Here is a 23905-nt window from a genome sequence, read left to right as displayed (position 1 = left end):
GGGCGGTGGCCGGAGGTGACTCTCAGCCCGTCCCGCGCCGCCGGCGACGGCGGCGCAGGACGGCCCCCAGGGCCACGGCCGCCGCGAACGCCCCCGCGGCCCACAGCCGGGCGTCCCGCTGGGGCCGGTAGGGCAGGGCGGGCGACGCCCGGAGCGGGATGGCGGCGGTGTCGTTGCCGGGGGTGCGGTCGTAGGGGTTGTACGTGCGGATGGTGCCCCGCGCGCCGGGCACCTGCCGGTCGATGCGGACGCGGAAGCCGATGACGGTCGTCCCGCCTTCGTGCCGCACCTCGTAGAACCGGTCGTACCCGATCTCGCAGACGAACGCCCCGCCGGGCTCCTCCGGCCGGTCGCACGCCCACCGGCCGCCCGAGTCCTCGAAGGTGTACGGGACGGAGGTGACCGTGGTGCCCTCCGGCGGGACCACCTCGAAGCGGCCCAGGTCCTCGCTGTCGAGGATCCGGCCCGGTCCGAGGTCGCGCACCCCGAGCCGCACCTCCACCGTGTCGCCGACCCGGCCCCGCACCGTCGCGGTGACCGGCCGGTAGTCGACCTGCACGGTGGTGCCCACGTCGAGCGTGCCTCGCCCGCTGTCGAAGCCCCGGTCCGCCGTGCGGACCAGGGTGAGCGCGGCGCCCGTTCCGCGCACGGTGTGGCCGGCGGGCCGCTGCGGGGACGCCGACCAGGCGTAGGTCACCGTGCCCTTCAGCTCCCCGGGCGGGGCCGTGTACACCAGCGGCGCGCCGGTGCGGAAGGCGGCGCCCGCCGTGGCCTCCGCCGGGAACGTGCACCACGCCGAGGTGGGCGCGGAGCCCGCGTAGAAGCAGTTGCGGTACCGGGGCGTCAGCGTCAGGCCCGTCACGTCGACCTGGAGGGCGACGCCCTGCGGGGTGGGGAACGCGGAGTGGTTGGCGAACCCCGGTGTCACCGTCGCCGCCGTGCCCGGCTCCAGCCCGCTCACCGCCGGCTCCTCGCCGGGCGCGTACAGCGTCGGTCCGCCGACGACCATGCGGGTGGTGCCGGTGACGGGGGCGGCGTTGCCGGCGGTGGCGGTGTACGTCACCGTCCCGCTGTCGCCCGGCCGCACGCCGTCCACGCCGCGCAGGGTGAAGGGCGCGTTGCTCTCGCCGTCGCCGTTCTGGAGGGTGCCGTACGTGCAGGTGAACACCGGTCCCTCGCCGACGCAGTTCCCGTAACCGCCCTTCACCGCGCGGGCGACGCCCGCCAGCCCCGAGGTGTCCACGACGACCGTGACGTCGCGGGCCGGGCCCCCGTCACCGCGCACCACGGCGACGGGCACCACGAAGTCGTCGTTCTCGGCCCGCGCGCCCTCGTCGGCGTCGTACATGGTGAAGCTCTCCGGGGCCTCCAGCCGCAACGCCACCTGCCCGGAGCCGTCCGCCACGGCGGGGGCGCCGGTCAGGGCGCCCGTCGTGGCCAGAACGGCGGCGAGACTCACCGCCGTCGCGGCCGCACGTCTGCTGATCCGTATCGGTAGGAGCATGCGGGCACTATGCCAGCGTGCCGCCCACGGCCGACCGCCCACCGCCCGCTGCCGACGCCCGCACCCGCCGTCCACGGCCGGCCGCCCGCCGCCCACCGTCCACCGCCTGCCGCCGACGCCCGCACCCGCCGTCCACGGCCGGCCGCCCGCCGCCCACCGTCCACCGCCTGCCGCCGAGGCCCGCACCCACCGTCCACGGCCGGCCGCCCGCCGCCCACCGTCCACCGCCTGCCGCCGACGCCCGCACCCGCCGTCCACGGCCGGCCGCCCGCCGCCCACCGTTCGCCGCCCGCTGCTGACGCCCGCACCCACCGCCCGCTGCTGTCCGCCCGCCGTCCGCCGCCCGCCGCCGAGGCCCGCACCCACCGCCCACTGGCTGTCCGCTTGCCACTTCCCGCCGCCCACCGCTCGGTGCACCGCCGCGCGACGCCCGCCGTCACCGTCAGGAGTCCCATGCCCATCGACGCCGCCGAGGCGCTCGCCGCCGCACCCCGCTCCCGCGAGATCGCCTGGACCCCCGAGGACGTCCTGCTCTACCACCTCGGCATCGGCGCGGGCCGCCCCGCCACCGACCCCGACGAACTGCGGTACACCCTGGAGTCACGGCTGCGGGTCCTGCCCAGCTTCGCCACCGTCGCCGGCGCCGGTGCGCCCGGGGTGATCGACGCACTGTCCATGCCCGGCGTCGACGTCGACCTCGCCCGCGTCCTGCACGGCGGCCAGTCGCTCGCCCTGCACCGCCCGGTCCCCGCAGAGGGCACCGCCACCGCCACCAGCAGGATCACCGCGGTGTACGACAAGGGCACGGCCGCCGTCCTCGTCCTGCGCACCGACGTCACCGACGCCGACGGCCCGCTGTGGACCGGCGACGCCCGGATCTTCGTACGGGGCGAAGGCGGCTGGGGCGGCGACCGCGGCCCCTCCGCCCGTCCCGTCCCACCGGCCGACGACCCCGACACGGTGCTCGAACGGCCCGTCCGCGAGGACCAGGCCCTGCTCTACCGCCTCTCCGGCGACCGGAACCCGCTGCACGCCGACCCCGACTTCGCGCGGCGCGCCGGATTCGAGCGGCCCGTCCTGCACGGCCTGTGCACCTACGGGATCACCCTCAAGGCCGTCGTCGACACGCTGCTCGACGGGGACGTGACCCGGGTGCGCTCGTACGCCACCCGCTTCGCCGGAGTCGTGTACCCGGGCGAGACCCTGCGCGTCCGCCTGTGGCGGCGGGCGGGCACCGTGCGGGCGGCGGTGAGCGCGGTGGAGCGGGACGACGCGCCGGTCCTCACCGACACGCTGGTCACCTACGACTGAGACCCGCCGGAACGCGGAAAGGTGGCGCCGGACGCGGAGCCCCGAGACCGGAGCCCGGCGCCGGACGCGGAGCCCGGAGCGGGGCTCGCGAAGCCCGTACCGCGAAGCCCGGACCGAGAAGCCCCTACCGCGAAGCCCGAACTGCGGAGCCGGACCGCGAAGCGCAGCGGGCGGAGCCCCACCGCGGAGCCCGGGACGCAGAAGGCCCCGCCCGTCTCGCGACGGGCGGGGCCTTCCGGCGTACCGTCAGGCAGCCGCCTCGGCCTTCTCCACGGCCGGCTTGCGGTGCCGGCCGCGGGGAGCGGACTCGCCGTCCTGGGCCGCGACCGGGCCCCGGTGACGGCCGTGACCGGTCTCCTGGGCGTCGGCGGACAGCGGCTGCGTGGTGCTTGCGTCACTCATCGGAAGTGTTCACCCCGTCAACATGATCTTTTTACAGCCGGGCGAGTTTATCCGGCGTACCTCGGGGCGCGCGCAGGCGGCCACGCGACCGCTGCTACTTCGTTACAACCCGGTCGAGGGGGGCCTGCTGGAGCGGGACGGGACGAGGGGCACCGGGTCCGGGTCCGACGGCGGAGGCAGGGGCGCAGGCAGGGTCGCAGGCGGGGTGGGGGCCGGGGCCGGGGGATTCGGCGGGGAGGGGGAGGGGGCCCGGTGCGGAGGCCACCGGCTGCGCGGCCTGCGGCTCCGCGGCCCGCGGCTCCATGGCCGTGCTCCGCGGGGGCACGGCCACGCGCGCCACGCCGCACGGCTCCGCCGCCGTCGCGTACGGCAGGCGCAGCACGCCGTCCCGGGTCCACAGGCCGCTGCCCGCCAGCCAGCCCTCGGGCGCCGCCACCGGGTGCAGGTGCCGTTCCGCCGGGCGCCACACGCCGAGCCGGCTGCCGAACGGGCCGTCGACGCGGAGCGCCACCGCGCACGTCTCCGGCAGCAGCACCTGACCCGGCTGGATCGCGAACGGTGTCAGGACGCAGCCCGGGACCCGCAACGACTCCGGGAAGCGGACCGGGAACGTGCTGCCGAGCACGCCCCAGCCGAGCCGTGGCTCACCGGGCGAGGGCGCGTCCGAGCGGATCAGCAGCAGACCGCTGTCCGGGTCCGCCAGCAGCAGACGGTCGTCGCTGTCGGCGGTGATCTGGAGCAGCGGGGACACCTCGCCGCCCCGCTCCAGGTCCACCACCACGGCCTTCGTGCGGCCGCCGGCCTCCCGGTCCAGCGCCAGCATGCGTCCCGTCCGGTCCAGCCACACCCCGCCCGAGCAGCGGCCGGGCAGGTCGGCGACGTGCTCCGGGCCGAACGCGCCGCCCGCGACCAGCCACAGCGTCGTCGAACGCGGGCCCACCGCCAGGGCGTACGCCCGCTCACCGCACGGCGCCGGCGGCAGCAGGCGCAGCCGGGTGCCCACGTCCGGGCACTCCACCGCGCCCAACGGCAGTTCTCCCGTGCCGGGGCCGGTCGGGTACAGCAGCGAGAAGGCGTGCCGCCCCTGCACCAGCCGCCGGATCAGGACCCGGCCGTCGCCCATCGGGTGCACGTCCGTGCCGGGCTCCTCCGGCTGGTGGACGGGGAGCGGCACGGCGTACGGCTCGGGGCCGTCCAGCGTCCAGCGCTCCGGGAACCAGGACTCGCCGTCCCGCGCGAGACGGGCGGCGTAGGCGCCGTCCGCCGTGATCACGCAGGGCGCGTGCGGCGTCCGGTCGTCGTCTTCCTCGTCCTCCGCGGTGGATTCGATTGCACAGGCCGTCATGGCTCGGTCACCTCCGGTGACGAAGCTAAGGTCGTGCGCCCGGGAGGGGGATCGGCGCACGGGGGCTTCGCTCGTACGAGTGGTGCAGAAGCGATTCGCCTCCGGAGGGCCGGGGGGTTGTGCTGCCCGCCCGCCCGACCCCTTCACCCGACCCCTCCGCCCGACCCTCCGCCCGACCCCTCCGCCCGGCCTCTCCACCCGCCGCCGGTGCACCCCCGAGGACCGGCCAGGTAGCCTTTTCCCCGTGCCCCGTCTGTCTGAAGTCATCGCCGCGCTGGAGAAGCTGTGGCCCGCCGAGCGGGCCGAGGCCTGGGACGCGGTCGGTACGGTCGTGGGCGACCCCGACCAGAAGGTCGCGCGGGTCCTCTTCGCCGTCGACCCCGTCCAGGAGATCGTCGACGAGGCGGTGAAGCTGGACGCCGATCTGCTCGTCACCCACCATCCGCTGTACCTGCGCGGGACGACGACCGTCGCGGCGTCGACCTTCAAGGGCCGGGTCGTGCACGACCTGATCAAGAACGACATCGCGCTGCACGTCGCCCACACCAACGCCGACACCGCCGACCCGGGCGTGAGCGACGCGCTCGCCGGGGCGCTCGATCTGCGGGTCGTCCGCCCCCTCGTCCCTGACGCCTCGGACCCCGAGGGGCGGCGCGGGCTCGGGCGGGTCTGCGAGCTGGACCACCCGCTGACCGTGCGGGAGTTCGCCGCACGGGCCGCGGAACGGCTCCCGGCGACCACGCAGGGACTCCGGGTGGCGGGCGATCCGGAGGCGGTCGTACGGACCGTCGCCGTGAGCGGCGGATCGGGGGACAGCCTCTTCGACCACGTGCGTGCGGCCGGCGTCGACGCCTTCCTCACCGCCGACCTGCGCCACCACCCGGCGTCCGAGTTCATGGCGGCCGGCGCCCACCGTCCCCTCGCGCTGTTCGACGCGGCGCACTGGGCCACCGAGTGGCCCTGGTGCGAGCTGGCCGCCGCCCAGCTCGACGAGATCTCCGACCGGAACGGATGGGACCTGCGGGTCCACGTCTCCACCACGGTCACCGACCCCTGGACCCTTCACACCCCCTCACCTGGAGCCCCCAACTGAACGCCGCGCCCGCCGACCAGATCCGACTCCTCGACGTCCAGGCCCTCGACGTCCGCCTCCAGCAGCTCGCGCACAAGCGGAGGTCGCTGCCCGAGCACGCCGAGATCGAGTCGCTGACCAAGGATCTGACGCAGCTGCGCGACCTGCTCGTGGCCGCGCAGACCGAGGAGAGCGACACCGCCCGCGAGCAGACCAAGGCCGAGCAGGACGTGGACCAGGTGCGCCAGCGCGCCGCCCGCGACCAGCAGCGGCTCGACTCGGGCGCCGTCACCTCCCCGAAGGACCTGGAGAACCTCCAGCGGGAGATCGTCTCCCTCGCCAAGCGCCAGGGCGACCTGGAGGACGTCGTCCTGGAGGTCATGGAGCGCCGTGAGGCCGCCCAGGAGCGGGTCGCCGAGCTGACCGAGCGGGTCTCCTCCGTCCAGACGAAGATCGACGACGCGACCGGCCGCCGGGACGCCGCGTTCGAGGAGATCGACGGCGAGGCCGCCACCGTGACCAAGGAGCGCGAGGTCGTCGCCGGCGCCGTCCCGGCCGATCTGCTCAAGCTCTACGACAAGCTGCGCGGGCAGCAGGGCGGCATCGGCGCGGCCAAGCTGTACGCGCGGTCCTGCCAGGGCTGCCGCCAGGAACTCGCCATCACCGAGCTGAGCGAGATCCGCAAGGCCGCGCCCGACACCGTCGTACGGTGCGAGAACTGCGGCCGGATCCTCGTGCGCACCTCCGAGTCCGGGCTGTAAGGGGCGGCCGGCGTGCGGGAGTTCATCGTCGAGGCCGACGGCGGGTCGCGCGGCAACCCGGGGCCCGCGGGCTACGGCAGTGTGGTGATCGACGCGGCGACGGGGGAGACGCTCGCCGAGCGCGCCGAGTACATCGGCGTCGCCACCAACAACGTGGCCGAGTACCGCGGGCTGCTGGCCGGACTGCGCGCCGCCCGCGAACTCGACCCGTCGGCGCACGTGCGCGTCCGGATGGACTCCAAGCTGGTCGTCGAGCAGATGTCGGGGCGCTGGAAGATCAAGCACCCCGACATGAAGCCGCTGGCCGTGGAGGCGTCCCGCGTCCTCCCGCCCGGCCAGGTCACCTACGAGTGGATCCCGCGCGAACGCAACAAGCACGCCGACCGGCTGGCCAACGAGGCGATGGACGCGGGCAAGCGGGGCGAGCAGTGGGACCCCGGGGCGTCCCGGGCCGCCCTGGACGCCCCGGCGCGGCCGGCCGCCACCGCGGCGGCGCCCGAGCCGTCCGGTCCGCCCGGGGACGCGGCCGCGGGGGCGGCCAGGGCCCGCGCGGCACTGGCCGAGGCGCGCCCGACGACGGCCGCCACCCCCGGTCCCACGCCGGGCGCGAAGGCCGACGACCGCCGCGCCGCCCGCACCGTGGCCACCCCCGCCCCCAACTTGCCCGCCGCTGCCGCGACGCAGGCCGCCTCCGCCTCCGTTTCAGCCTCTTCTTCCGCTCCCGCTCCCGCTTCCGCCTCCGCGCAGCCGTCCGTCGGCTGGGGCTCCGCGCCCGACCTCGGGGCGCCGGCCACCTTCGTCCTGCTGCGGCACGGAGAGACCCCCCTCACCCCCGAGAAGCGTTTCTCCGGCAGCGGCGGCACCGATCCCTCCCTCTCCGGCATCGGCCGGGAGCAGGCCGAACGGGTCGCCACCGCCCTCGCCCGGCGCGGCACCGTCCAGCACATCGTCGCCTCCCCGCTCGCCCGCACCCGGGAGACCGCGGCGGCCGTCGCCGCCCGGCTGGGGCTGGAGGTCACCGTCGACGACGGGCTGCGCGAGACGGACTTCGGCGCCTGGGAGGGGCTGACGTTCGGCGAGGTCCGCGAGCGCCACCCCGACGACCTGAACGCCTGGCTGGCCGACCCGGAGGCCGAACCCACCGGCGGCGGCGAGAGCTTCGCGGCGACCGCCACCCGGATCGCCGCCACCCGCGACAAGCTGGTCGCGGCGTACGCGGGCCGCACCGTGCTGCTGGTCACCCACGTCACCCCGATCAAGACCCTCGTCCGGCTCGCGCTGGGCGCGCCGCCGGAGTCCCTGTTCCGGATGGAGCTGTCGGCGGCCTCGCTGTCGGTCGTGGCGTACTACGCGGACGGCAACGCCAGCGTCCGCCTCCTCAACGACACGTCCCACCTGCGTCCCTGAGGCCCGAGGCAGAGCGCGCCAGTTCCTCGATCCGCCCCCAGTCCCGGGCCGCCACCGCGTCCGCCGGGACCATCCAGCTCCCGCCGACGCAGCCGACGTTGGGCAGCGCCAGGTACTCCGCGGCGTTGTCCGGGCCGATCCCGCCCGTCGGACAGAACCGGACCTGCGGGAGCGGCCCGGCCAGGGACCCGAGATACGCCGTCCCCCCGGCCGCCTGCGCCGGGAAGAACTTCATCTCCCGCACCCCGCGCTCCAGCAGCGCCACGACCTCCGACGTGGTCGACACCCCCGGCAGGAAGGGGAGCCCGGACGCGCGCATCGCCGTCAGCAGGGCCTCCGTCCAGCCGGGGCTCACCAGGAACCGCGCTCCCGCCGCCCGGCACCGCGTCACCTGCTCCGGCGTGATCACCGTCCCGCCCCCGACGACCGCCTCGGGCACGGCGCCGGCGATCTCCCGGATCACGTCGAGCGCGGCGGGCGTGCGCAGCGTCACCTCGACGGCCGGAAGCCCGCCCGCGACCAGCGCCCGCGCCAGCGGTACGGCGTCGGCGGCGTCCCGCAGGACCACGACGGGCACGACCGGGGCGAGATCCAGGACCGAGACAGCCGAAGAGGAGGGCAGGAGTGAGGTCATGCGCCTCATCCTGCCCCCGGTGTGCAACACGCGCAAAGGTCGTTGCACAGGATGCAACGACGGCCGGCGTGAGTCGGCTAGTGGACCTGCTCCACCAGCACGTCCAGCGTCCACACGGCTCCCGCCCGCTTCGGCGCCTGCTCCTCCACCACGTAGCCCAGGTCGCGCAGCGCGACCACCAGCTCGGCGGGGCCCTTCGGGGCGATCCCCGCCGTCAGCAGACTCCGTACGATCCGCCCCTTGGTCGCCTTGTTGAAGTGGCTGATTACCTTCCGGGTCGGTGCGTGCAGCACCCGCACGCTCGCCGTCCGCGCGGCCACCTCGCCCTTCGGCTTCCACGCCGCCGCGTACGCCGCCGACCGCAGGTCCAGCACCAGCCCGTCCCCGGCCGCCTCGGGCAGCACGTCCGCCATCGGCGCCCGCCAGTGGGCGCCCAGCGCCCCGAGCCCGGGCAGCTTCACCCCCATCGAGCAGCGGTACGACGGGATCCGGTCCGTCACCCGGACCGCCCCCCACAACCCCGAGAACACCAGCAGCGACCCGGCCGCCCGCTCCTTCGCCGCCGCGTCCAGCGAGGCCACGTCCAGGGCGTCGTACAGCACGCCCGTGTAGATCTCACCGGCCGGCAGGGCGCCCGCCGTGCGCAGCGCCGCGTTCTTGGCGACCTCGCCGCGCAGCCCCTCGCTCAGCCCCAGCACCTCGCGCGCCTTGTCCTCGTCCCCCGCGCACAGCTCGACCAGCTCGGCCAGCACGGCCTCCCGGGCGGCGGCGAGCCCCGGCAGCGACAGCGACGCCGGCTCCAGCGGGGCGCCACCACCGGACGCGGCCTTTCCTTCGGACGGGGGCAGCAGGACGAGCACGCGTGTTTCTCCTTCGATAGGACTCCGCGCCAGCGTACTGGGGTGCCCCGGGGCGAGCCGTGCCCCGACAACGGCGGTGATCATGTGCCACGATCGAGGGAAGGGTTCCCGATCTCACGGACAGGTGATCCAGCAATGTCCGAGTCTGGCGAGCGACCGAAGGAGGGGCGTGACATGACCGCCATGGCCCACGAGCCGCTCAGGCAGGAAGAGGTCCTGCTGGAGGGCTTTCTCGCCCTGGACACCCCGGAAGGATTCCGGGCGGAGCTCGTCGAGGGGGAGATCGTTGTGACACCGCCGCCGGACGGGGATCACGAGCACTACATCAGCCGGATCGTGCGGCAGATGATCAAGTGGTCCCGGACCGAGATGGATTTCTCCGGCAACAAAGGACTGAAACTGAAGAAGGCGGAGGGCTGCCCCAAGGACCACGTGATCCCGGACGGCACCTTCGCGCCGGCGGCACTCCAGCTCTACCGAGGTGCCGACTCGTGGATGCCCTGCCAGGGCGTCGCCCTGGTGCTCGAGGTGACCTCCACGAAAGCTACGGCCGACCGCGAGCTCAAACGCCGCTGCTACGCCCGCGCCGGTATCCCGTTCTACCTGCTCGTCGACCGTGACACCTCCGAGATCACGCTGCTCAGCGACCCCAAGCAGGACGACTACCGCCGGCGCTGCACCGTCCCCTTCGGAAAACCCCTCACCCTCCCCGAGCCCTTCGCCTTCGACCTGGACACCAGCGACTTCCTGTGAACCCCGGTGGCGGACGGCCGCCGCACCCGGCCCAGCGCACGCCCGGTACCATGGTCCACACGGCAGACGAGCCGGGCGGACGGCCGCGTGGAGCCCCCTAGGGGGCTTCCCGAGGAACGTCCGGGCTCCACAGGGCAAGGTGGTGGCTAACGGCCACCCGGGGTGACCCGCGGGACAGTGCCACAGAAAACAGACCGCCGGGGACCTCGGTCCTCGGTAAGGGTGAAACGGTGGTGTAAGAGACCACCAGTGCCCAGGGTGACCTGGGCAGCTAGGTAAACCCCACCCGGAGCAAGGTCAAAAGGAGCGCCGTCACAAGCGCTCTGCGCGGACGTTCGAGGGCTGCCCGCCCGAGTCCGCGGGTAGACCGCACGAGGCCGGCGGCAACGCCGGTCCTAGATGGATGGCCGTCTCCCCGGCCGCCGCGAGGCGACCGGGTGACAGAACCCGGCGTACAGCCCGACTCGTCTGCCGCTCTTTATTTCCGCAGGTCAGAGCAGGTCATAGGCATGTTTCCTGCTGAACGAAGTGTCCGGGTCGAATTCGGGCCTGTGTATGGTCCGCCCTGTCTGACCGGTAGATACACGGAGGGTGCATATCGGACGATCGGTCGGCGTGAGGTGTAGGCGGGCGGCGGTCGGAAGTCGCGGATGTACTGGAGAGTTTTATCCGGTATGTCCCGTGCGGAGCGGGTTGATATCGATGGGCAGGGCAGGTTGTGGCCCGTGGACTGGATTTCTTCCTTGCCGAGGGGGTCTTGATCGGTCCAGGAGACCTCAAGGCCCGCGGACACAGGATTCCGATCAAGCCAGGGTGCGCGACCCCCGCTGGCACCTGCGATCTCGCCGGTAGGGTTGTTCGGACGTGCTCAGTCGGTGGGTGGTCGTGCCGCTGCGACTAGCCAGACGAGAGAGCCGTACCGCGAGCTATGAGTCGTGCATGAGGGGGATTGGCAACGCCATGGATGTGTTCGGCGCGCATGAGCGGCTCATCGAGGACTACGACGAGTTCACGCGCTCCCTGGTCTGGGTGAGGGATCCCGCCATTCGTGAGCACCTCAGGGCGGAGCGGGAGAGGAAGTCCAGGTGGCCTGATCCATGGATCTCGCTCAATCCCACATTCCGCAAGGGCGGAACGGTCGCGGAACTGACCGAACCGGGATCCGATGACACGAGGCTCCTTCATCCGCTGTGTGCGCAGTACTTCCGCAGCAAGAACCGCGCTGGTGATACGGCTGCGGACGAAGACATCACTCTTACCCTGCACTACCACCAGCGCCAGGCGATCGAGATCGCCGCGTCGAAGAGTTCGTACGTCCTGACCACCGGAACCGGGTCTGGAAAGAGCCTCTGTTACCTGATTCCGATCGTGAACGAGGTCCTTGAGAACCCGAACCCCGACGGCATCTCCGCGATCATCGTGTATCCGATGAACGCCTTGGCTAACAGCCAGATGGACGAGCTCAAGCACTATCTCGAGAACGGCGTGGCTTCCGAGGACCGCCGCGTCACCTTCGCCCGCTACACAGGGCAGGAGAAGCGCAAAGAGAAGGAGTCCGTACTCAACAGCAAGCCGGACATCCTGCTCACGAACTACATGATGCTGGAGTACCTCCTCACCCGCCCCGATGAGCGCAAGGAGCTAGTCAAGGCGGCGAAGGGCCTGCGCTTCCTCGTCCTGGACGAGCTGCATACCTACCGCGGCCGCCAGGGAGCTGACGTGGGCATCCTGGTGCGTAGGCTCAGGGAGGCGTGCGAGGCGACGGATCTGCGGTGCGTAGGGACGTCCGCGACCATGGCCACGACGGAGACGTTCGCCGAGGCCCAGGAGACGGTGGCCGAGGTCGCCACGCGGCTCTTCGGCACTCCCGTCGATCCGGACCGGGTGATCGGAGAGATGCTTGAGAGGGCCACTGATCCCGGTCGGCCACTCGCGCCCGAGGAACATGCGGCCGCCCTCGCCGCCGCTGTGCGCCGTGCGGTCTCCGGTCCCGATGCCCTGTCGTCCTCGTATCAGGTCCTCAGCCGTGACCCGCTCGCTGTCTGGGTCGAGCAAGCCTTCGGCCTTGAACTGGAGCCGGCGGGCCCCACGGACGGAGCCCCGCGGCGCTTCCGCCGCCGCAGCCCCACCACGATTCCGCGGGCTGCCGTCGACCTGCGCCGGGCGTGCGGTGAACAGACCGTGTCGGAGGCCGACTGCAGGGAAGCGATCAAGGCGATGCTGGAGGCCGGCGCACGGGTGAAGGATTCCGGCACCCGCCGCCCCCTGTTCGCGTTTAGGCTCCACCAGTTCCTCTCCAAGGGCGACACGGTCTACGCCAGCCTTGAGGCGCCCGCCGCCCCTCGCCATCTCACGAGTCAGTACCAGCTGCGGGTACCCGGACACCAGGATCGGCCGCTGGTCCCGCTCCACTTCTGCCGTGAATGCGGACACGACTACCTGGCCGTGACCCACGACGGGCGGCAGGAGCGTTATTTCGCACGCAAGGACCCCGAGGCCCCGGCCGAGGCAGGTGACGGCTACCTCTACGTGGACAAGGAACGTCCCTGGCCCAGCGACCCCGAGCAGATCCTGGACCGGCTTCCGGCAAGCTGGATCGAGACGGACGACCAAGGACAGCGCACGGTCGTCAAAGCCCGCAAGGACGACCTTCCCGAACAGGTGTGGATCAGCCCCGACGGGCGGCGGGCGCAGCCCGGCACCGGACTGCGCGCCTGGTGGATCAGGGCGCCGTTCCGCTTCTGCCCCCGCTGCCGCGTCGGATACGAGCAGCTGCGCGTCCGGGACTTCGCCAAGCTCGCCACCTTCTCGGCCGAAGGGCGCAGTTCCGCGGTGTCCCTGGTCAGCGCGAGCGTAGTGCGGTCACTGCGTGGCCAAGCCGACCTCGGCAAGCGCGCTCAGAAGCTGCTGACGTTCGTCGACAACCGTCAGGACGCCAGTCTCCAGGCCGGCCACTTCAACGACTTCGTCCAGGTCACCCAGATCAGGGGCGCTCTGTACCGGGCCCTGGACAAGGCGGGTACGGCGGGGCTGCGCCACGACGCGCTGCCTCAGGCCGTTGCCGAGGCGCTGAACCTGCCGCTGACGGCCTACGCCCGCAACGCCCAGGTCAAGTACGGGCCGCTGGAGGACACCCAGGCGGCCCTGCGTTCCGCGCTGGCCTACCGCATCTACGCGGACCTGGAGCGCGGCTGGCGGCTGACCATGCCCAACCTCTCCCAGACCGGCCTGCTGCGCTTCGACTACACCTCGCTCGCCGACATCGCCGCCGACGCCGACCTTTGGCGCGGCACCCACTGGGCTCTGGAGAACGACGACCCCGCTCACCGGCAGGAGATCGCACGCACCCTGCTCGACGAACTGCGCCGGGCTCTCGCCGTCAACGAGAAGTGGCTGACCCAGCTGGGACACGAGCAACTGGTCGCTCTCAGCAAGGAACACCTCGCCGGTATCTGGGCCGTGCCGGACACGGATCCGCGCACACCTGCCCGGATCGCGTACGCCGGGCCGCGGCCGAAGCGCTCCTCGACAGCGGACACCGTGTACTTCAGCGCCCGCGGTGGTTACGGCCGCTATCTGCGCAGGCCGGGAGAGTTCGGAGCACTGCCGCAGCTGGCGGGCAAACGTCTCGGTGAGGCTGACGCCGATGTCATCATCGGCGACCTCCTTCGGGCACTGCGCACTGCCGGTCTGCTTCAGGTCGTGGACGAGCGGTCCGACGGCAGCCTCGGCCACCAGCTCAAGGTCTCCTCCTTGATCTGGCTGCCCGGTGACGGCGAGACCGGCGAGCCGGACCTCGTACGCAAGACGTTCGACTCCGGCGCCGGAGCCCGGGTGAATCCGTTCTTCCGGGACCTGTACCGGGACGCGGCCGACGAACTGCGAGGGCTGGAGGCCAGGGAGCACACCGCTCAGGTGGACTCGGAGATGAGACGGGAGCGTGAGCGGGGCTTCCGGGACGGCGATCTTCCGCTGCTGTTCTGCTCACCCACCATGGAGTTGGGCGTCGACATCGCGGAACTCAACGCGGTCACCATGCGTAACGTCCCGCCGACCCCGGCCAACTACGCGCAGCGCTCGGGCCGTGCAGGACGGTCGGGTCAGCCGGCCCTGGTGACGACGTACTGCTCGACGGGTAGCGCCCACGACCAGTACTACTTCCGCCGTCCTGAACTCATGGTGTCCGGCAGTGTGGTGCCTCCTCGTATCGACCTCACCAACGAAGACCTGTTGCGTTCCCATGTACAGGCGGTGTGGCTGGCCGAGACGGGAGCGAGCCTGGGCCACCGTATGACGGAGGTACTCGACGTCGCCGCGCCCGCGAGCGAGGCGAGCGGCGCTCTTCCGCTGCCGCTCGACAAGGAACTGCGCAAGACCCTGGAGACCGACGCCTACCGCCGCAACGCCATCGCGCGCTGCGTACGGATCCTCGCTCCGCTGCAGGGGGATCTCGCCGACACGGCCTGGTGGTATGACGGCTGGATCGACGACCAGGTACGAGACGCGCTGCGCACCTTGGACCGGGCCTGCGACCGCTGGCGTCGGCTGTACCGCAACGCGCACGACGAACGCGACGAGCAGGACCGCCTCGCCAACGACTCCTCGATCGGTGCCCAGGACCGCAGACGGGCGAGATCCCGCCGTATTCAGGCCGAGCAGCAGCTCGACCTGCTGCGCAACGACTCGGACGACAACGAGGGCGCCCGCTCCGACTTCTACACCTATCGCTACTTCGCTTCCGAGGGGTTCCTGCCCGGCTACTCGTTCCCGAGGCTGCCGCTCGCCGCGTACGTTCCCGGAGAGCCCGGCGAGAGCAAGTACGGTCAGAAGCGCGGTGCCTATATTCAGCGGCCGCGGTTCATCGCCATCGGCGAATTCGGTCCTGGAGCGCTGATCTATCACGAGGGCCGCCGTTACACCGTCTCCAACGTCCAGGTTCCGATGGGGGAGACCCCTGGCCGGATCGCCACGGTGGACGCCAAGGTGTGCGGCGACTGCGGCTACTGGCACGACACCCGGGAAAAGCGTGACGACTGCGTCGGCTGCGGAGCCCGCCTCGTACCGGTCCTGCGCCGGTTGATGCAGCTGACCACCGTGTACGCCGAGCCCCGACGCCGTATTTCCTCCGATGAGGAGGAGCGCCTGCGGGAGCCCTTCCACCTGAAGACCGCCTACCGCTTCCACCATGGCAAACTCACGGCCCGGTTCTGCCTTCCCGGCACCGCGGACGCCGAGCGCGCGATCGCCGAACTCACCTATGGCGACGCGGCGGTGCAGGTCATCAACCTGGGGCGGCGGACCCGTCGCCCCCCTGGCGACGAGGGCTTCTGGCTCGACCCCGTCTCGGGGCGCTGGCTGAGCGACACCAAGGCCGCCGAGCGCGCCGAGACCTCGGCGGAGCAGGAGGCGCTCGGCACCTTCCGGCTCACCACACGGACCGAGAAGGTCGTGCCCTACGCGGAGGACAGCAAGAACATCGCCGTGCTGCGGCTGTCCACCCCGGTCGACCACTACACGCGTGTCACGCTCCGCTACGCCCTGGAGCGCGGCATCGAAGCGCACTTCCAGTTGGAGGACGCCGAGCTGCACAGCGAGGACCTGCCCGATCCCGAGGACAGGGCCCGCATGCTGTTCGTCGAGGGCGCGGAGGGCGGCGCCGGAGTGCTGAGGCTGCTGCACGACGACCACGAGACGATCGCCAAGGTCGCCGCCAAAGCCCTGGAAATCATTCACTACGAGTGGGAGGACGGGCAGTGGCACGACCGGAAGCACGCCAGGGGAGCCCGCGAGACCTGTGAGTTCGGCTGCTACGACTGCCTGCTCACCTACCACAACCAGCTCTTCCACCCCATGATCCGCAGGCAGACGGCCGTCGAGGTGCTGAAAGAACTCGCTCAGTGCCGGGCGGTCAGGGATCAGCCCCAGGCGGCGAGCCCCGTCGAGCACGCGGCCGCACTGGCGCTGCGTTCGTCGCACGACAGCGGCGGTGGATTCGTGGAGTGGCTGCGCGGCCACGGCTACCGGCTGCCGGACGAGACCGGCGAGGAGACGGCTTCGGCGCGGGCCGTGCCCGATTTCGTCTACCGTCTACCCGACGCCGACGTCGCGGTCTTCCTGGACCTGCCCGGCAACGGCGTCCCCGACGAGTCGCGCGACACCAAGGCCAGAACCTGGCTGGAGAACCGCGGCTGGCTCGTGATCGAGATGAGCGACGAAAGCGAAGAGGAGTGGCACAGCACCGTGCGCGCGTACCCGAACGTCTTCGGCCCGGGACGGGCGCCGCGATGACCGGCCTCTACACGCCCGGTGCACTGGTCCGCGCTCGTAACCGGGACTGGGTGGTGCTGCCCGGCACCACGGCGGACTTCGTGCTGGCCCGCCCACTCGACGGCGACAGCGAATTCGACACCCTGCTGTTCCCCGAAGAGACCGGCGACCCGCACTTCTCCGCCCCTGAGCTGCTGGTCAAGGATGACGGAACGGGTCGGCCCCAGGCTGTCGACAGCGACGACATCGGCGACTTCGCCTCCGCGTCCTTGCTGCGTACGGCCCTTCGGGTTTCGGCGTCCAGCGGTGCGGGACCGTTCCGCTGCCTGTCCGGAATCGCCGTTCAGCCACGTCAGTACCAGCTGGTGCCGCTGATGGCCGCTCTGCGTATGGACACCGTGCGGCTGTTGATCGGAGACGATGTCGGGATCGGCAAGACAGTCGAGGCGTCGCTGATCGCCAAGGAACTCATCGAACAGGGCTCCGCGACGAAGATGGCCGTGCTGTGCTCTCCGGCGCTGGCCGAGCAGTGGCAGCGCGAGCTGCACGACAAGTTCAGCCTCGATGCTGAACTCGTGCTGCCCTCCACGGCCGGCAAGCTGGAGCGGTCGCTCATCGAGACCGATCAGACGATCTTCGACCGGTATCCGTACACCGTCGTGTCCACGGACTTCATCAAGCAACGCGATCGCCGCGACGCCTTCCTGCGCACATGCCCGGACCTGTTGATCGTGGACGAGGCGCACACCTGCATCGGAGCCGGTGCGGGCCGCCAGCAGCGCTACGAGCTGCTGAAGGACCTGGCCGCCGATCGTGACCGCCATCTGATCCTGATCACTGCGACCCCGCACAGCGGGGACCGCGACGCCTTCGCCAAACTCACCGGCCTGCTCGACGAGAGCCTCGCCCAGCTGGATCCGACCGTACCCGCGCATCGCGACCGGATCGCCCGCCACCTGGTGCAGCGCCGCCGCCGCGACATCCGCCACTTCCTCGACGAGGACACTCCCTTCCCGGCCGATCGCATGCTGCGGGAGGTGCCGTACCGGCTCGATTCCTCGTACGCCGAGTTCGTCTCCGACGTGATCACGTACGCCCGTGAGCAGATCCGCCGGCCCGACGGCGAGCTGCGCCAGCGCATGAGCTGGTGGTCCGTCCTCGCGCTGTTGCGCTGTGTGCTGTCCTCCCCGGCGGCGGGCCGGGCGACCCTGACCACCCGTTCCGCAGTCGGCGCCGCGCGCACCCCCCAGGAGGCCGACCGCATCGGCCGCGACGCGGTCCTGGAAGCCCCGGACGCGGAGGCGTCAGAGGGCCTGGACGCCGTCCCCGGCACACTCCTCGATGGAGGGGAACCGCCCGTCACGGACGCGAAGACCGAGGATGCGGGGAGCACGGGGGCGCCCGAGGAGGCTACCCGTCCTCGCAAGGCGGACCGCCGGCTGAAGGAGTTCGCCCAGCGTGCCGCTGAACTCGCGGGCCCCGAGCACGACGCGAAGCTGCGCCTGCTGATCGACGAGGTCAAGGCACTCATCGCCGACGGCCACGACCCCATCGTGTTCTGCCGCTACATTCCCACGGCCGACTACGTCCGTACCCACCTCCACGATGCTCTCGGTGGCCGGGCCCACGTCGAGGCGATCACCGGCAACCTGCCCCCCGAGGCGCGAGAGGCACGCGTCGCGGAGCTCACCGTACGGCCCGGACGTCAGGTCCTGGTGGCCACCGACTGCCTGTCCGAGGGCGTCAACCTCCAGGAGCGCTTCAGCGCAGTCCTCCACTACGACCTGTCGTGGAACCCGACCCGCCACGAGCAGCGGGAGGGCCGGGTCGACCGGTTCGGCCAGCGCAGCGAACGTGTCATGGCCGTCACGCTCTACGAGACCGACACCGGTATCGACGGACTCGTCCTGGACGTCCTGATCCGCAAACACCGCGACATCGCCCAGCAGACCGGTGTCGCCCTGCCCGTGCCCAAGACGGGTGAGCGCGTCCTGGAGGCGCTCACCAACAGCCTGCTCCTGCGCGGTCGGCCCGAAGCGGCGGCCGCCGGCCAGATGTCCTTCGACTTCGGGGCGGACGAACAGATCGGGGCGGCTCGCGACGCGCTGCACCGCGAATGGGAGAGCGCCGCGGAACGGGAGTCACGGATTCCGACCAAGTTCTCCCACTCCGGTATGCGGCCGCAGGACGTCGAGGACGAGCTGACCGCGCTGCGGCAGGTCCTCGGCGCACCCGGCGACATCGTCGAGTTCACCCGGGAGTCCCTCGCCGCGCTGCGCGCCCCGGTGCGGAGTCTCCCGCACGCTCCGGGCTTCGCCGCCCAGCCCGGCCCGCTCCCCGCCGGCCTGCGCCATTCGCTCGGCGTGTACGAGACCGAGGACCAGGCGGCGGCTGCCGCCGGCACCGGAAGGGCCGCGCGCCGAACGACGGCGAAGGCCCCTCGGAGATCCCAGTCTCCTAAGAAGACCACAGGTTCCGCGACCGGCCCCCGCGACCTGGTCTTTCACCGGGACCTGCCCGTTCCGCCGAACGAGCACGCACTGGTACGCACCGACCCCGCGGTTCGCGCCATCGCCCGCTATGTCCTGGACTCGGCACTCGACCCCGCCGTATCGACCGAGGACCGGCCCGCCCGCCGCCTCGGCGTGATCCGTACGGAATCCGTCGACACCTACACCGTGCTCCTGCTGGCCCGCTATCGCCTCCAGCTCAAACTGCCCCTCAAGCGCAGTGGCGAGTCCAAGGAACTGGTCGCCGAGGACGCCCGTGTGCTGGGCTGGCGCCCTGACGACGACGGCGGTATCGAATGGCTCACCGACGAGGAGACCGCCCGTCTCCTCGCTGCCGAACCCAAGGGCAGCGTCATCACTGAGCAACGCGTGCGCGCCGTCAGCCGTGCCCTGGGCGAGCTGAGGCTTCCCGAGGTGCGCGACCATCTGCACGCCTACGGGGATCAGCTCGCCGCGCAGCTCACCACCGCGCATCTGCGGGTGCGCGAGGCCGCGGGCGAGCGTGGTCGTGCGCTCGGTGCTGCCGCCGCCCGCCGTATCACCGTCACCCCTGCCGGGCCGCCCGACGAGCTCGGCGTCTACGCCTTCGTACCCGCCGGAGTCCGCCGTTGACCGCCGTACTGCCCGACCCGCGGGCCGCCGTCCCCTCCGTGTCCACGTCCACGTCCGCCGTTCGGGTCGAGGGACGGCTCTTCACGGCTGATCTGCTCGCCCGGGTCACCGCAGGGGACCGCGAGCTGCCCGGCTGCGCCCCCGCCGACTACGGCCTGTACCGCGGCGAACGCATCGGCGACGCGGCGGGCCGCGCCTGGACGGCGCTCACCGGCGCCTACCGGGCCTTCCGCGACGACCTCGACCGGCTGCCCGGAGAGAAGTCCGCGACCACGCTCACCCGCAGGGCGTGGCTGCTGCGTCTGTTCACGGAACTCGGCTACGGGCCGCTGGCCGCCGACGGCGTCACCGTCGAGCACCCGGGCCGGGGCGAGCGGCTGCACACGAGCCACCGCTGGCAGGACCACCTTCCGGTGCATCTGCTGGCCTGGGACAAGCCGCTCGACCGGAAGGTGGGCAACCGGCGCGCCCCGCAGTCCGTCCTCCAGGAACTCCTCAACGTCTCGCCCGGCCACCTCTGGGGCATTCTCTCCAACGGCCAACTCCTGCGCGTCCTGCGGGACTCCACCTCCCTCGTCGGCTCCGCGTATCTGGAGTTCGACCTCGAAGCGATCTTCGACAACGACCAGTACGCCGACTTCGTTCTCCTGTACTCCCTGCTGCACGCCTCCCGTTTCGAGCTGGTGGCCAAGCCGCGTAAACGCGGTCGTGGGCGAGCCGTCGGGGACGGGGGAGAGGAACCGGACGGCGACACCGCCGAAGAACCGGAGTCGGCGGAGACGTCCGAGGGCGACGAAGGAGACAACGAGGAGGACGAGGGCGAGTACGACTCCCGTGGCGACGCTGTCGGCGGGGCCGCGCAACCGACGCTCGACGCTACCGGGGACCCCGACGCCCCCGCCCTCACCCCGGCCGACTGCCGCATCGAGTGGCTGCGCACCCACGCCGTCGAGACCGGCCTGCGTGCCCGCGACCACCTCCGTGACCAGGTCGCCGACGCCCTCGGCGTGCTCGGCACCGGCTTCCTGGACACCAACGAGCATCTGCGGGACGCCGTCGCACGCGGCGGCCAGGAGACCCTGGAGGAGTTCCACCACGAACTGCTGCGCCTCGCCTACCAGTTGATCTTCCTGTTCGTGGCTGAGGACCGAGGCATTCTCCTCGACCCGGAGGAGTCCGAGGAGGTGGCGCGCGCCCGTAAGCGGTACATGGCCTACTTCTCCACCAGACGCCTGCGCCGCATCGCCTTCCGCCGCCCCGGAGACCGCAACACCGACCTATGGCCTGCCTTGTGCAGAGTGCTCGACGCCCTCGGCACCGACGGCGGGGCACCCGCTCTCGCCCTGCCCGAACTCGGCGGCCTGTACTTCCGGGACGTCCGGGACGAGGACGACGTCGCCGACACCCGGCTCGGCTCGGCCGAACCGCTGCGTACCGCCAGGCTGCCCAACGACCGCCTCCTGGAGGCCGTACGGCTGCTGTGCCAGGTCCAGGACACGAACCGCCGCTGGCAGCGCGTCGACTACCGCCACCTCGGCGCCGACGAACTCGGCAGCGTCTACGAGTCCCTGCTGGAACTACGGCCCCGGCGCAGCGCCCAGCCGGAACGGTTCTGGCTCCAGACCCTCGCCGGCAACAAGCGCAAGACGACCGGTGCCTACTACACACCTGTCAGTGTCATCGAGAAACTCCTCGACGAGGCACTCGACCCGGTCATAGACCGCTTCGCGACGGCCGACCCGCGCCGCCTCCTCGACCTGACGTTCATCGACCCCGCCTGCGGTTCGGGCCACGTCCTGGTCGCCGCCGCGCGCCGCGTCGCCCTCCGTTACGCCCAGCTCGACACCGGGGACCCCGAACCGGCCCCGGAGCGGGTGCGGGCCGCGCTCGCCGAGGTCGTACGCCACTGCGTGCACGGCGTGGACATCAACCCGATGGCCGTGGAGATCGCCAAGGTCTCCCTGTGGCTGGAGTCCCTGGAGCCCGGCCGGCCCCTCGCGTTCCTCGACGACCGCGTCAAGGTGGGCAACGCCCTGCTCGGTACGACGCCGAAACTTGTCGCGGAGGCGATCCCGGACGGCGCGTTCAAGAAACTCGCGGGCGACGACGGCAAGATCCTCACGCGGCTCAAGGCGACCAACAAGAAGGAGCGCGCGGGCGGCGACGGAATCCAGGCGGCCCTGGGGCGCAGCCCGCTACGGGTCGGGACGGCCGAACTCCGTCAGGAGGCCGAAGTACTGGCCCAGCTGCCGGGCCGCAGTCTGTCCCAGGTGCGCGAACAGGCCCGCCGCTACGAGGAGTTCGTGCGGGAGTCCGAGGAACGCCAACGCCATCAGCGCGTCGCGGACGCCTGGTGCGCGGCTTTCCTGTGGCCCAAGTACGAGGGCGCTCCCTCGGCAATCACGAGCACCACCCTGCTGTACCTGGCGGACGGCGGCACTCTGGACGAAGAGGAGACCGAGACCCTCCAGAACATCGCCTCCCGCAACCAGTTCTTCCACTGGCACCTGGAGTTCCCGCGCGTCTTCCGCGTCGAGAACGACGAAGACGACGACCACAACCCGGACACAGGCTGGCAGGGTGGCTTCGACTGCATCCTCGGCAACCCGCCCTGGGAGCGCGTCAAGATCCAGGAGAAGGAGTGGTTCGCCTCCCGTGACGAGACCGTCGCCGACGCGCTCAACGCCCACGAGCGCAAGAAGCTCATCGCGGCGCTTCAGGAGAGCGAGGACGCCGTCGACCGCGAGCACTACCACGACTTCCAGGTGGCGCTGCGCGAAGCGGCGGGTACGACGCTGATGCTCCGCAGCTCCGGCATCTTCCCGCTCACCGGACACGGCGACGTCAACACGTACGCGGTGTTCGCCGAGCGCGCCCGGATGCTGCTCGCCCCGAAGGGCATGTCGGGGCTTGTGCTGCCGACGGGGATCGCGACAGACATGACGACGTCGCGGTTCTTCGGGGATCTGGTGGAGCGGCGGCAGTTGGTGACGGTGTTGGACATGGAGAACGAGGAGAAGCTCTTTCCCGACGTCACCAACCGGTACAGCTTCTGCCTGTTCACCATTTCCGGTTCGGGCGGGCGCCACGAGCGGGCGCGGCTCGCGTTCCGGGCCCGCAGGCCCGACCAGTTGGATGCCCGTACCTTCGAGTTGGACGCGCAGGGCTTCCGCGACATCAATCCCAACACGCGGACCTCACCTGTGTGCGAGAGCCCGGAGCACCTGAGCGTGCTGCGGGGGATTCACGAGCGGGTGCCGGTGCTGTGGGCGAACAAGGGGATGGGGGGTGAGCGGAATGCTTGGGGGTTGCGCTTCATGCGTATGTTCGACATGGCTAGCGACTCAAAGAGGTTCCTGACGGACGAGGCTCTGCTCAACGACGGCTGGACTCGCGTCGGCACCACGTTCGTGCGCGAGAACGAGCGTGCTCTGCCGCTGTATGAGGGCAAGTTCGTCCACCACTACGACTCGCGTTTCGCGACGTACGAGAACGCGACGCAGGCGCAGATGAACAAGGGGACGCTGCCCCGGCTGGACACCGGGGCGCATGAGGATCCCTATGCGGTGCCGCTGCCCCGGTACTGGGTGCTGGAGGAGCAGGTTGAGAGTCAGATCGCTAAGGAAGGGCGTACATGGCCCCATGCCTGGTACCTGGGAAGGCGAAATGTCAGCAGGGCCTCGGACCAACGAACTGTGATCGTTGCTCCGGTGCCTCGCGTGGCGGCCGGAGACAAGCTTCCCCTGATGTTCCCCCAACAGTCCCCAGACCTCTTGCTGGCCAACCTGACTAGCTTCGTACTTGATTTCACCGCGCGGCAAAAGCACTCCGGTGCATCGCTTTCGTACTTCGTGGTAGAGCAGTTGCCCGTTCTTGAACCCGACGCCTACATGCGCGCGGCCCCCTGGCTCGCGAACGAGCCCTCCGCCCCCTGGATCCGCGACCGCGTCCTCGAACTCACCTACACCTCGCACGAGCTGGCCCCCTTCGCCCGCCACCTGGGCGACGAGGGAGCCCCGTTCGTCTGGGACGAGGAGCGCCGTTTCCTGATGCAGGCCGAGCTGGACGCTGCGTACTTCCACCTGTACGGCGTGTCCGAGGGTGAGGCCGCCCTCGTGCTGGACAGCTTCCGGGCGTTCCGCAACAAGAAGCCGGAGCTGTTCCAGCGTACGAAGGACGAGATCCTGGCGGTCTACCGAGAGATGGCGAAGGCGGCGGAGCAGGGCACACGGTACGTCCACGCCGAGCTGAGCCCGGCCCCCGGCCGGGGCCGTCGGCACGGGCCCGGTACGAGTCCGCTCACCCGGTCGGTGCCCCCGGCCCCGGAGCCGCCGGACTCAGGCGGGCAGGCGGTCGCGGACGTGGGTCGGCCTGACGCAGAGGACGTCCTGTTCGGCATGGCGGACATAGGGGAGGACGAGCAGCTCGGCTTCTGGAGCTGAGGCGCGGCAGGGGGATCAGCGCCGG

Annotated in this window: 13 protein-coding genes and 1 other RNA gene; 9 read left to right on the top strand and 5 right to left on the bottom strand. The window is 71.5% G+C overall.

Annotated features, from left to right (window positions below; translation table 11 throughout):
- Positions 1-22: 22 nt before the first annotated feature.
- Complete coding sequence (locus ACFYWQ_RS01845; RefSeq protein WP_389511827.1) at positions 23-1504, bottom strand: hypothetical protein; 1482 nt, start codon at positions 1502-1504, stop codon at positions 23-25.
- A 453-nt stretch (positions 1505-1957) separates the two neighbouring features.
- Between ACFYWQ_RS01845 and ACFYWQ_RS01840 the strand changes: the two genes are divergently transcribed.
- A complete protein-coding gene (locus tag ACFYWQ_RS01840) occupies positions 1958-2815 on the top strand; it encodes a MaoC/PaaZ C-terminal domain-containing protein (protein WP_389511826.1) in 858 nt (285 codons plus the stop codon).
- 246 nt (positions 2816-3061) lie between these two features.
- Here the strand turns inward: ACFYWQ_RS01840 and ACFYWQ_RS01835 are convergent, their stop codons facing one another.
- Both ACFYWQ_RS01835 and ACFYWQ_RS01830 read right to left on the bottom strand, forming a co-directional pair.
- On the bottom strand, positions 3062-3217 hold the full coding sequence (locus ACFYWQ_RS01835) for a hypothetical protein (protein ID WP_389511824.1): 156 nt from the start codon (positions 3215-3217) through the stop codon (positions 3062-3064).
- A 94-nt stretch (positions 3218-3311) separates the two neighbouring features.
- Entirely contained in the window at positions 3312-4562 is a 1251-nt protein-coding gene (locus tag ACFYWQ_RS01830) for a hypothetical protein (RefSeq protein ID WP_389511823.1), read from the bottom strand.
- Positions 4563-4806: 244 nt separating this feature from the next.
- On the opposite strand from ACFYWQ_RS01830, the gene ACFYWQ_RS01825 reads away from it, so the two are divergent.
- Genes ACFYWQ_RS01825 through ACFYWQ_RS01815 form a run of 3 tightly spaced genes read left to right on the top strand, consistent with a single transcriptional unit; the run spans position 4807 to position 7802 of the window.
- Complete coding sequence (locus ACFYWQ_RS01825) at positions 4807-5655, top strand: Nif3-like dinuclear metal center hexameric protein (protein ID WP_389511822.1); 849 nt, start codon at positions 4807-4809, stop codon at positions 5653-5655.
- On the top strand, positions 5652-6395 hold the full coding sequence (locus ACFYWQ_RS01820) for a zinc ribbon domain-containing protein (protein WP_389512856.1): 744 nt from the start codon (positions 5652-5654) through the stop codon (positions 6393-6395). Before ACFYWQ_RS01825 ends, ACFYWQ_RS01820 begins: the two co-directional genes overlap by 4 nt.
- Before the next feature lie 12 nt (positions 6396-6407).
- Positions 6408-7802, top strand: coding sequence for a bifunctional RNase H/acid phosphatase (locus ACFYWQ_RS01815; protein WP_389511820.1), 1395 nt, complete (start codon positions 6408-6410; stop codon positions 7800-7802).
- On the opposite strand, the gene eda is transcribed toward ACFYWQ_RS01815, so the two are convergent.
- Together eda and yaaA are read right to left on the bottom strand one after the other, a co-directional pair.
- On the bottom strand, positions 7774-8436 hold the full coding sequence (gene eda / locus ACFYWQ_RS01810; protein WP_389511819.1) for a bifunctional 4-hydroxy-2-oxoglutarate aldolase/2-dehydro-3-deoxy-phosphogluconate aldolase: 663 nt from the start codon (positions 8434-8436) through the stop codon (positions 7774-7776). The genes ACFYWQ_RS01815 and eda overlap by 29 nt on opposite strands.
- A 77-nt stretch (positions 8437-8513) precedes the next feature.
- Positions 8514-9296, bottom strand: coding sequence for a peroxide stress protein YaaA (gene yaaA / locus ACFYWQ_RS01805; protein WP_389511818.1), 783 nt, complete (start codon positions 9294-9296; stop codon positions 8514-8516).
- Positions 9297-9470: 174 nt separating this feature from the next.
- Here yaaA and ACFYWQ_RS01800 point away from each other — a divergent pair, with 174 nt between their 5' ends.
- From ACFYWQ_RS01800 to ACFYWQ_RS01780, 5 genes are all read left to right on the top strand, one after another.
- A complete protein-coding gene (locus tag ACFYWQ_RS01800) occupies positions 9471-10049 on the top strand; it encodes a Uma2 family endonuclease (RefSeq protein ID WP_389511817.1) in 579 nt (192 codons plus the stop codon).
- A 67-nt stretch (positions 10050-10116) separates the two neighbouring features.
- An RNA gene (rnpB, locus tag ACFYWQ_RS01795) (RNase P RNA component class A) lies at positions 10117-10520 on the top strand.
- A gap of 468 nt (positions 10521-10988) precedes the next feature.
- Positions 10989-16337: a DEAD/DEAH box helicase gene (locus ACFYWQ_RS01790; protein ID WP_389511816.1), complete on the top strand. Its 5349-nt coding sequence runs from the start codon at positions 10989-10991 to the stop codon at positions 16335-16337.
- A complete protein-coding gene (locus ACFYWQ_RS01785) occupies positions 16334-19438 on the top strand; it encodes a helicase-related protein (protein WP_389511814.1) in 3105 nt (1034 codons plus the stop codon). Before ACFYWQ_RS01790 ends, ACFYWQ_RS01785 begins: the two co-directional genes overlap by 4 nt.
- Positions 19435-23880, top strand: coding sequence for an Eco57I restriction-modification methylase domain-containing protein (locus ACFYWQ_RS01780; RefSeq protein ID WP_389511813.1), 4446 nt, complete (start codon positions 19435-19437; stop codon positions 23878-23880). The genes ACFYWQ_RS01785 and ACFYWQ_RS01780 overlap by 4 nt, the downstream gene beginning before the upstream one ends.
- The last annotated feature ends 25 nt before the right edge of the window (positions 23881-23905 follow it).

The organism is Streptomyces sp. NPDC003247, assembly GCF_042888135.1.
GTDB lineage: Bacteria > Actinomycetota > Actinomycetes > Streptomycetales > Streptomycetaceae > Streptomyces.
Note: the sequence above shows the minus strand (reverse complement) of the source record. Positions and strands in the feature narration are given on the sequence as shown.

Excerpts from the sequence above, each read along its gene's own strand:
- ACFYWQ_RS01840 (WP_389511826.1), top strand. The coding sequence starts at position 1,958 with ATGCCCATCGACGCCGCCGAGGCGCTCGCCGCCGCACCCCGCTCCCGC.
- ACFYWQ_RS01845 (WP_389511827.1), bottom strand. The coding sequence starts at position 1,504 with ATGCTCCTACCGATACGGATCAGCAGACGTGCGGCCGCGACGGCGGTG.
- ACFYWQ_RS01800 (WP_389511817.1), top strand. The coding sequence starts at position 9,471 with ATGACCGCCATGGCCCACGAGCCGCTCAGGCAGGAAGAGGTCCTGCTG.
- ACFYWQ_RS01835 (WP_389511824.1), bottom strand. The coding sequence starts at position 3,217 with ATGAGTGACGCAAGCACCACGCAGCCGCTGTCCGCCGACGCCCAGGAG.
- ACFYWQ_RS01790 (WP_389511816.1), top strand. The coding sequence starts at position 10,989 with ATGAGGGGGATTGGCAACGCCATGGATGTGTTCGGCGCGCATGAGCGG.
- ACFYWQ_RS01785 (WP_389511814.1), top strand. The coding sequence starts at position 16,334 with ATGACCGGCCTCTACACGCCCGGTGCACTGGTCCGCGCTCGTAACCGG.
- ACFYWQ_RS01830 (WP_389511823.1), bottom strand. The coding sequence starts at position 4,562 with ATGACGGCCTGTGCAATCGAATCCACCGCGGAGGACGAGGAAGACGAC.
- eda (WP_389511819.1), bottom strand. The coding sequence starts at position 8,436 with ATGACCTCACTCCTGCCCTCCTCTTCGGCTGTCTCGGTCCTGGATCTC.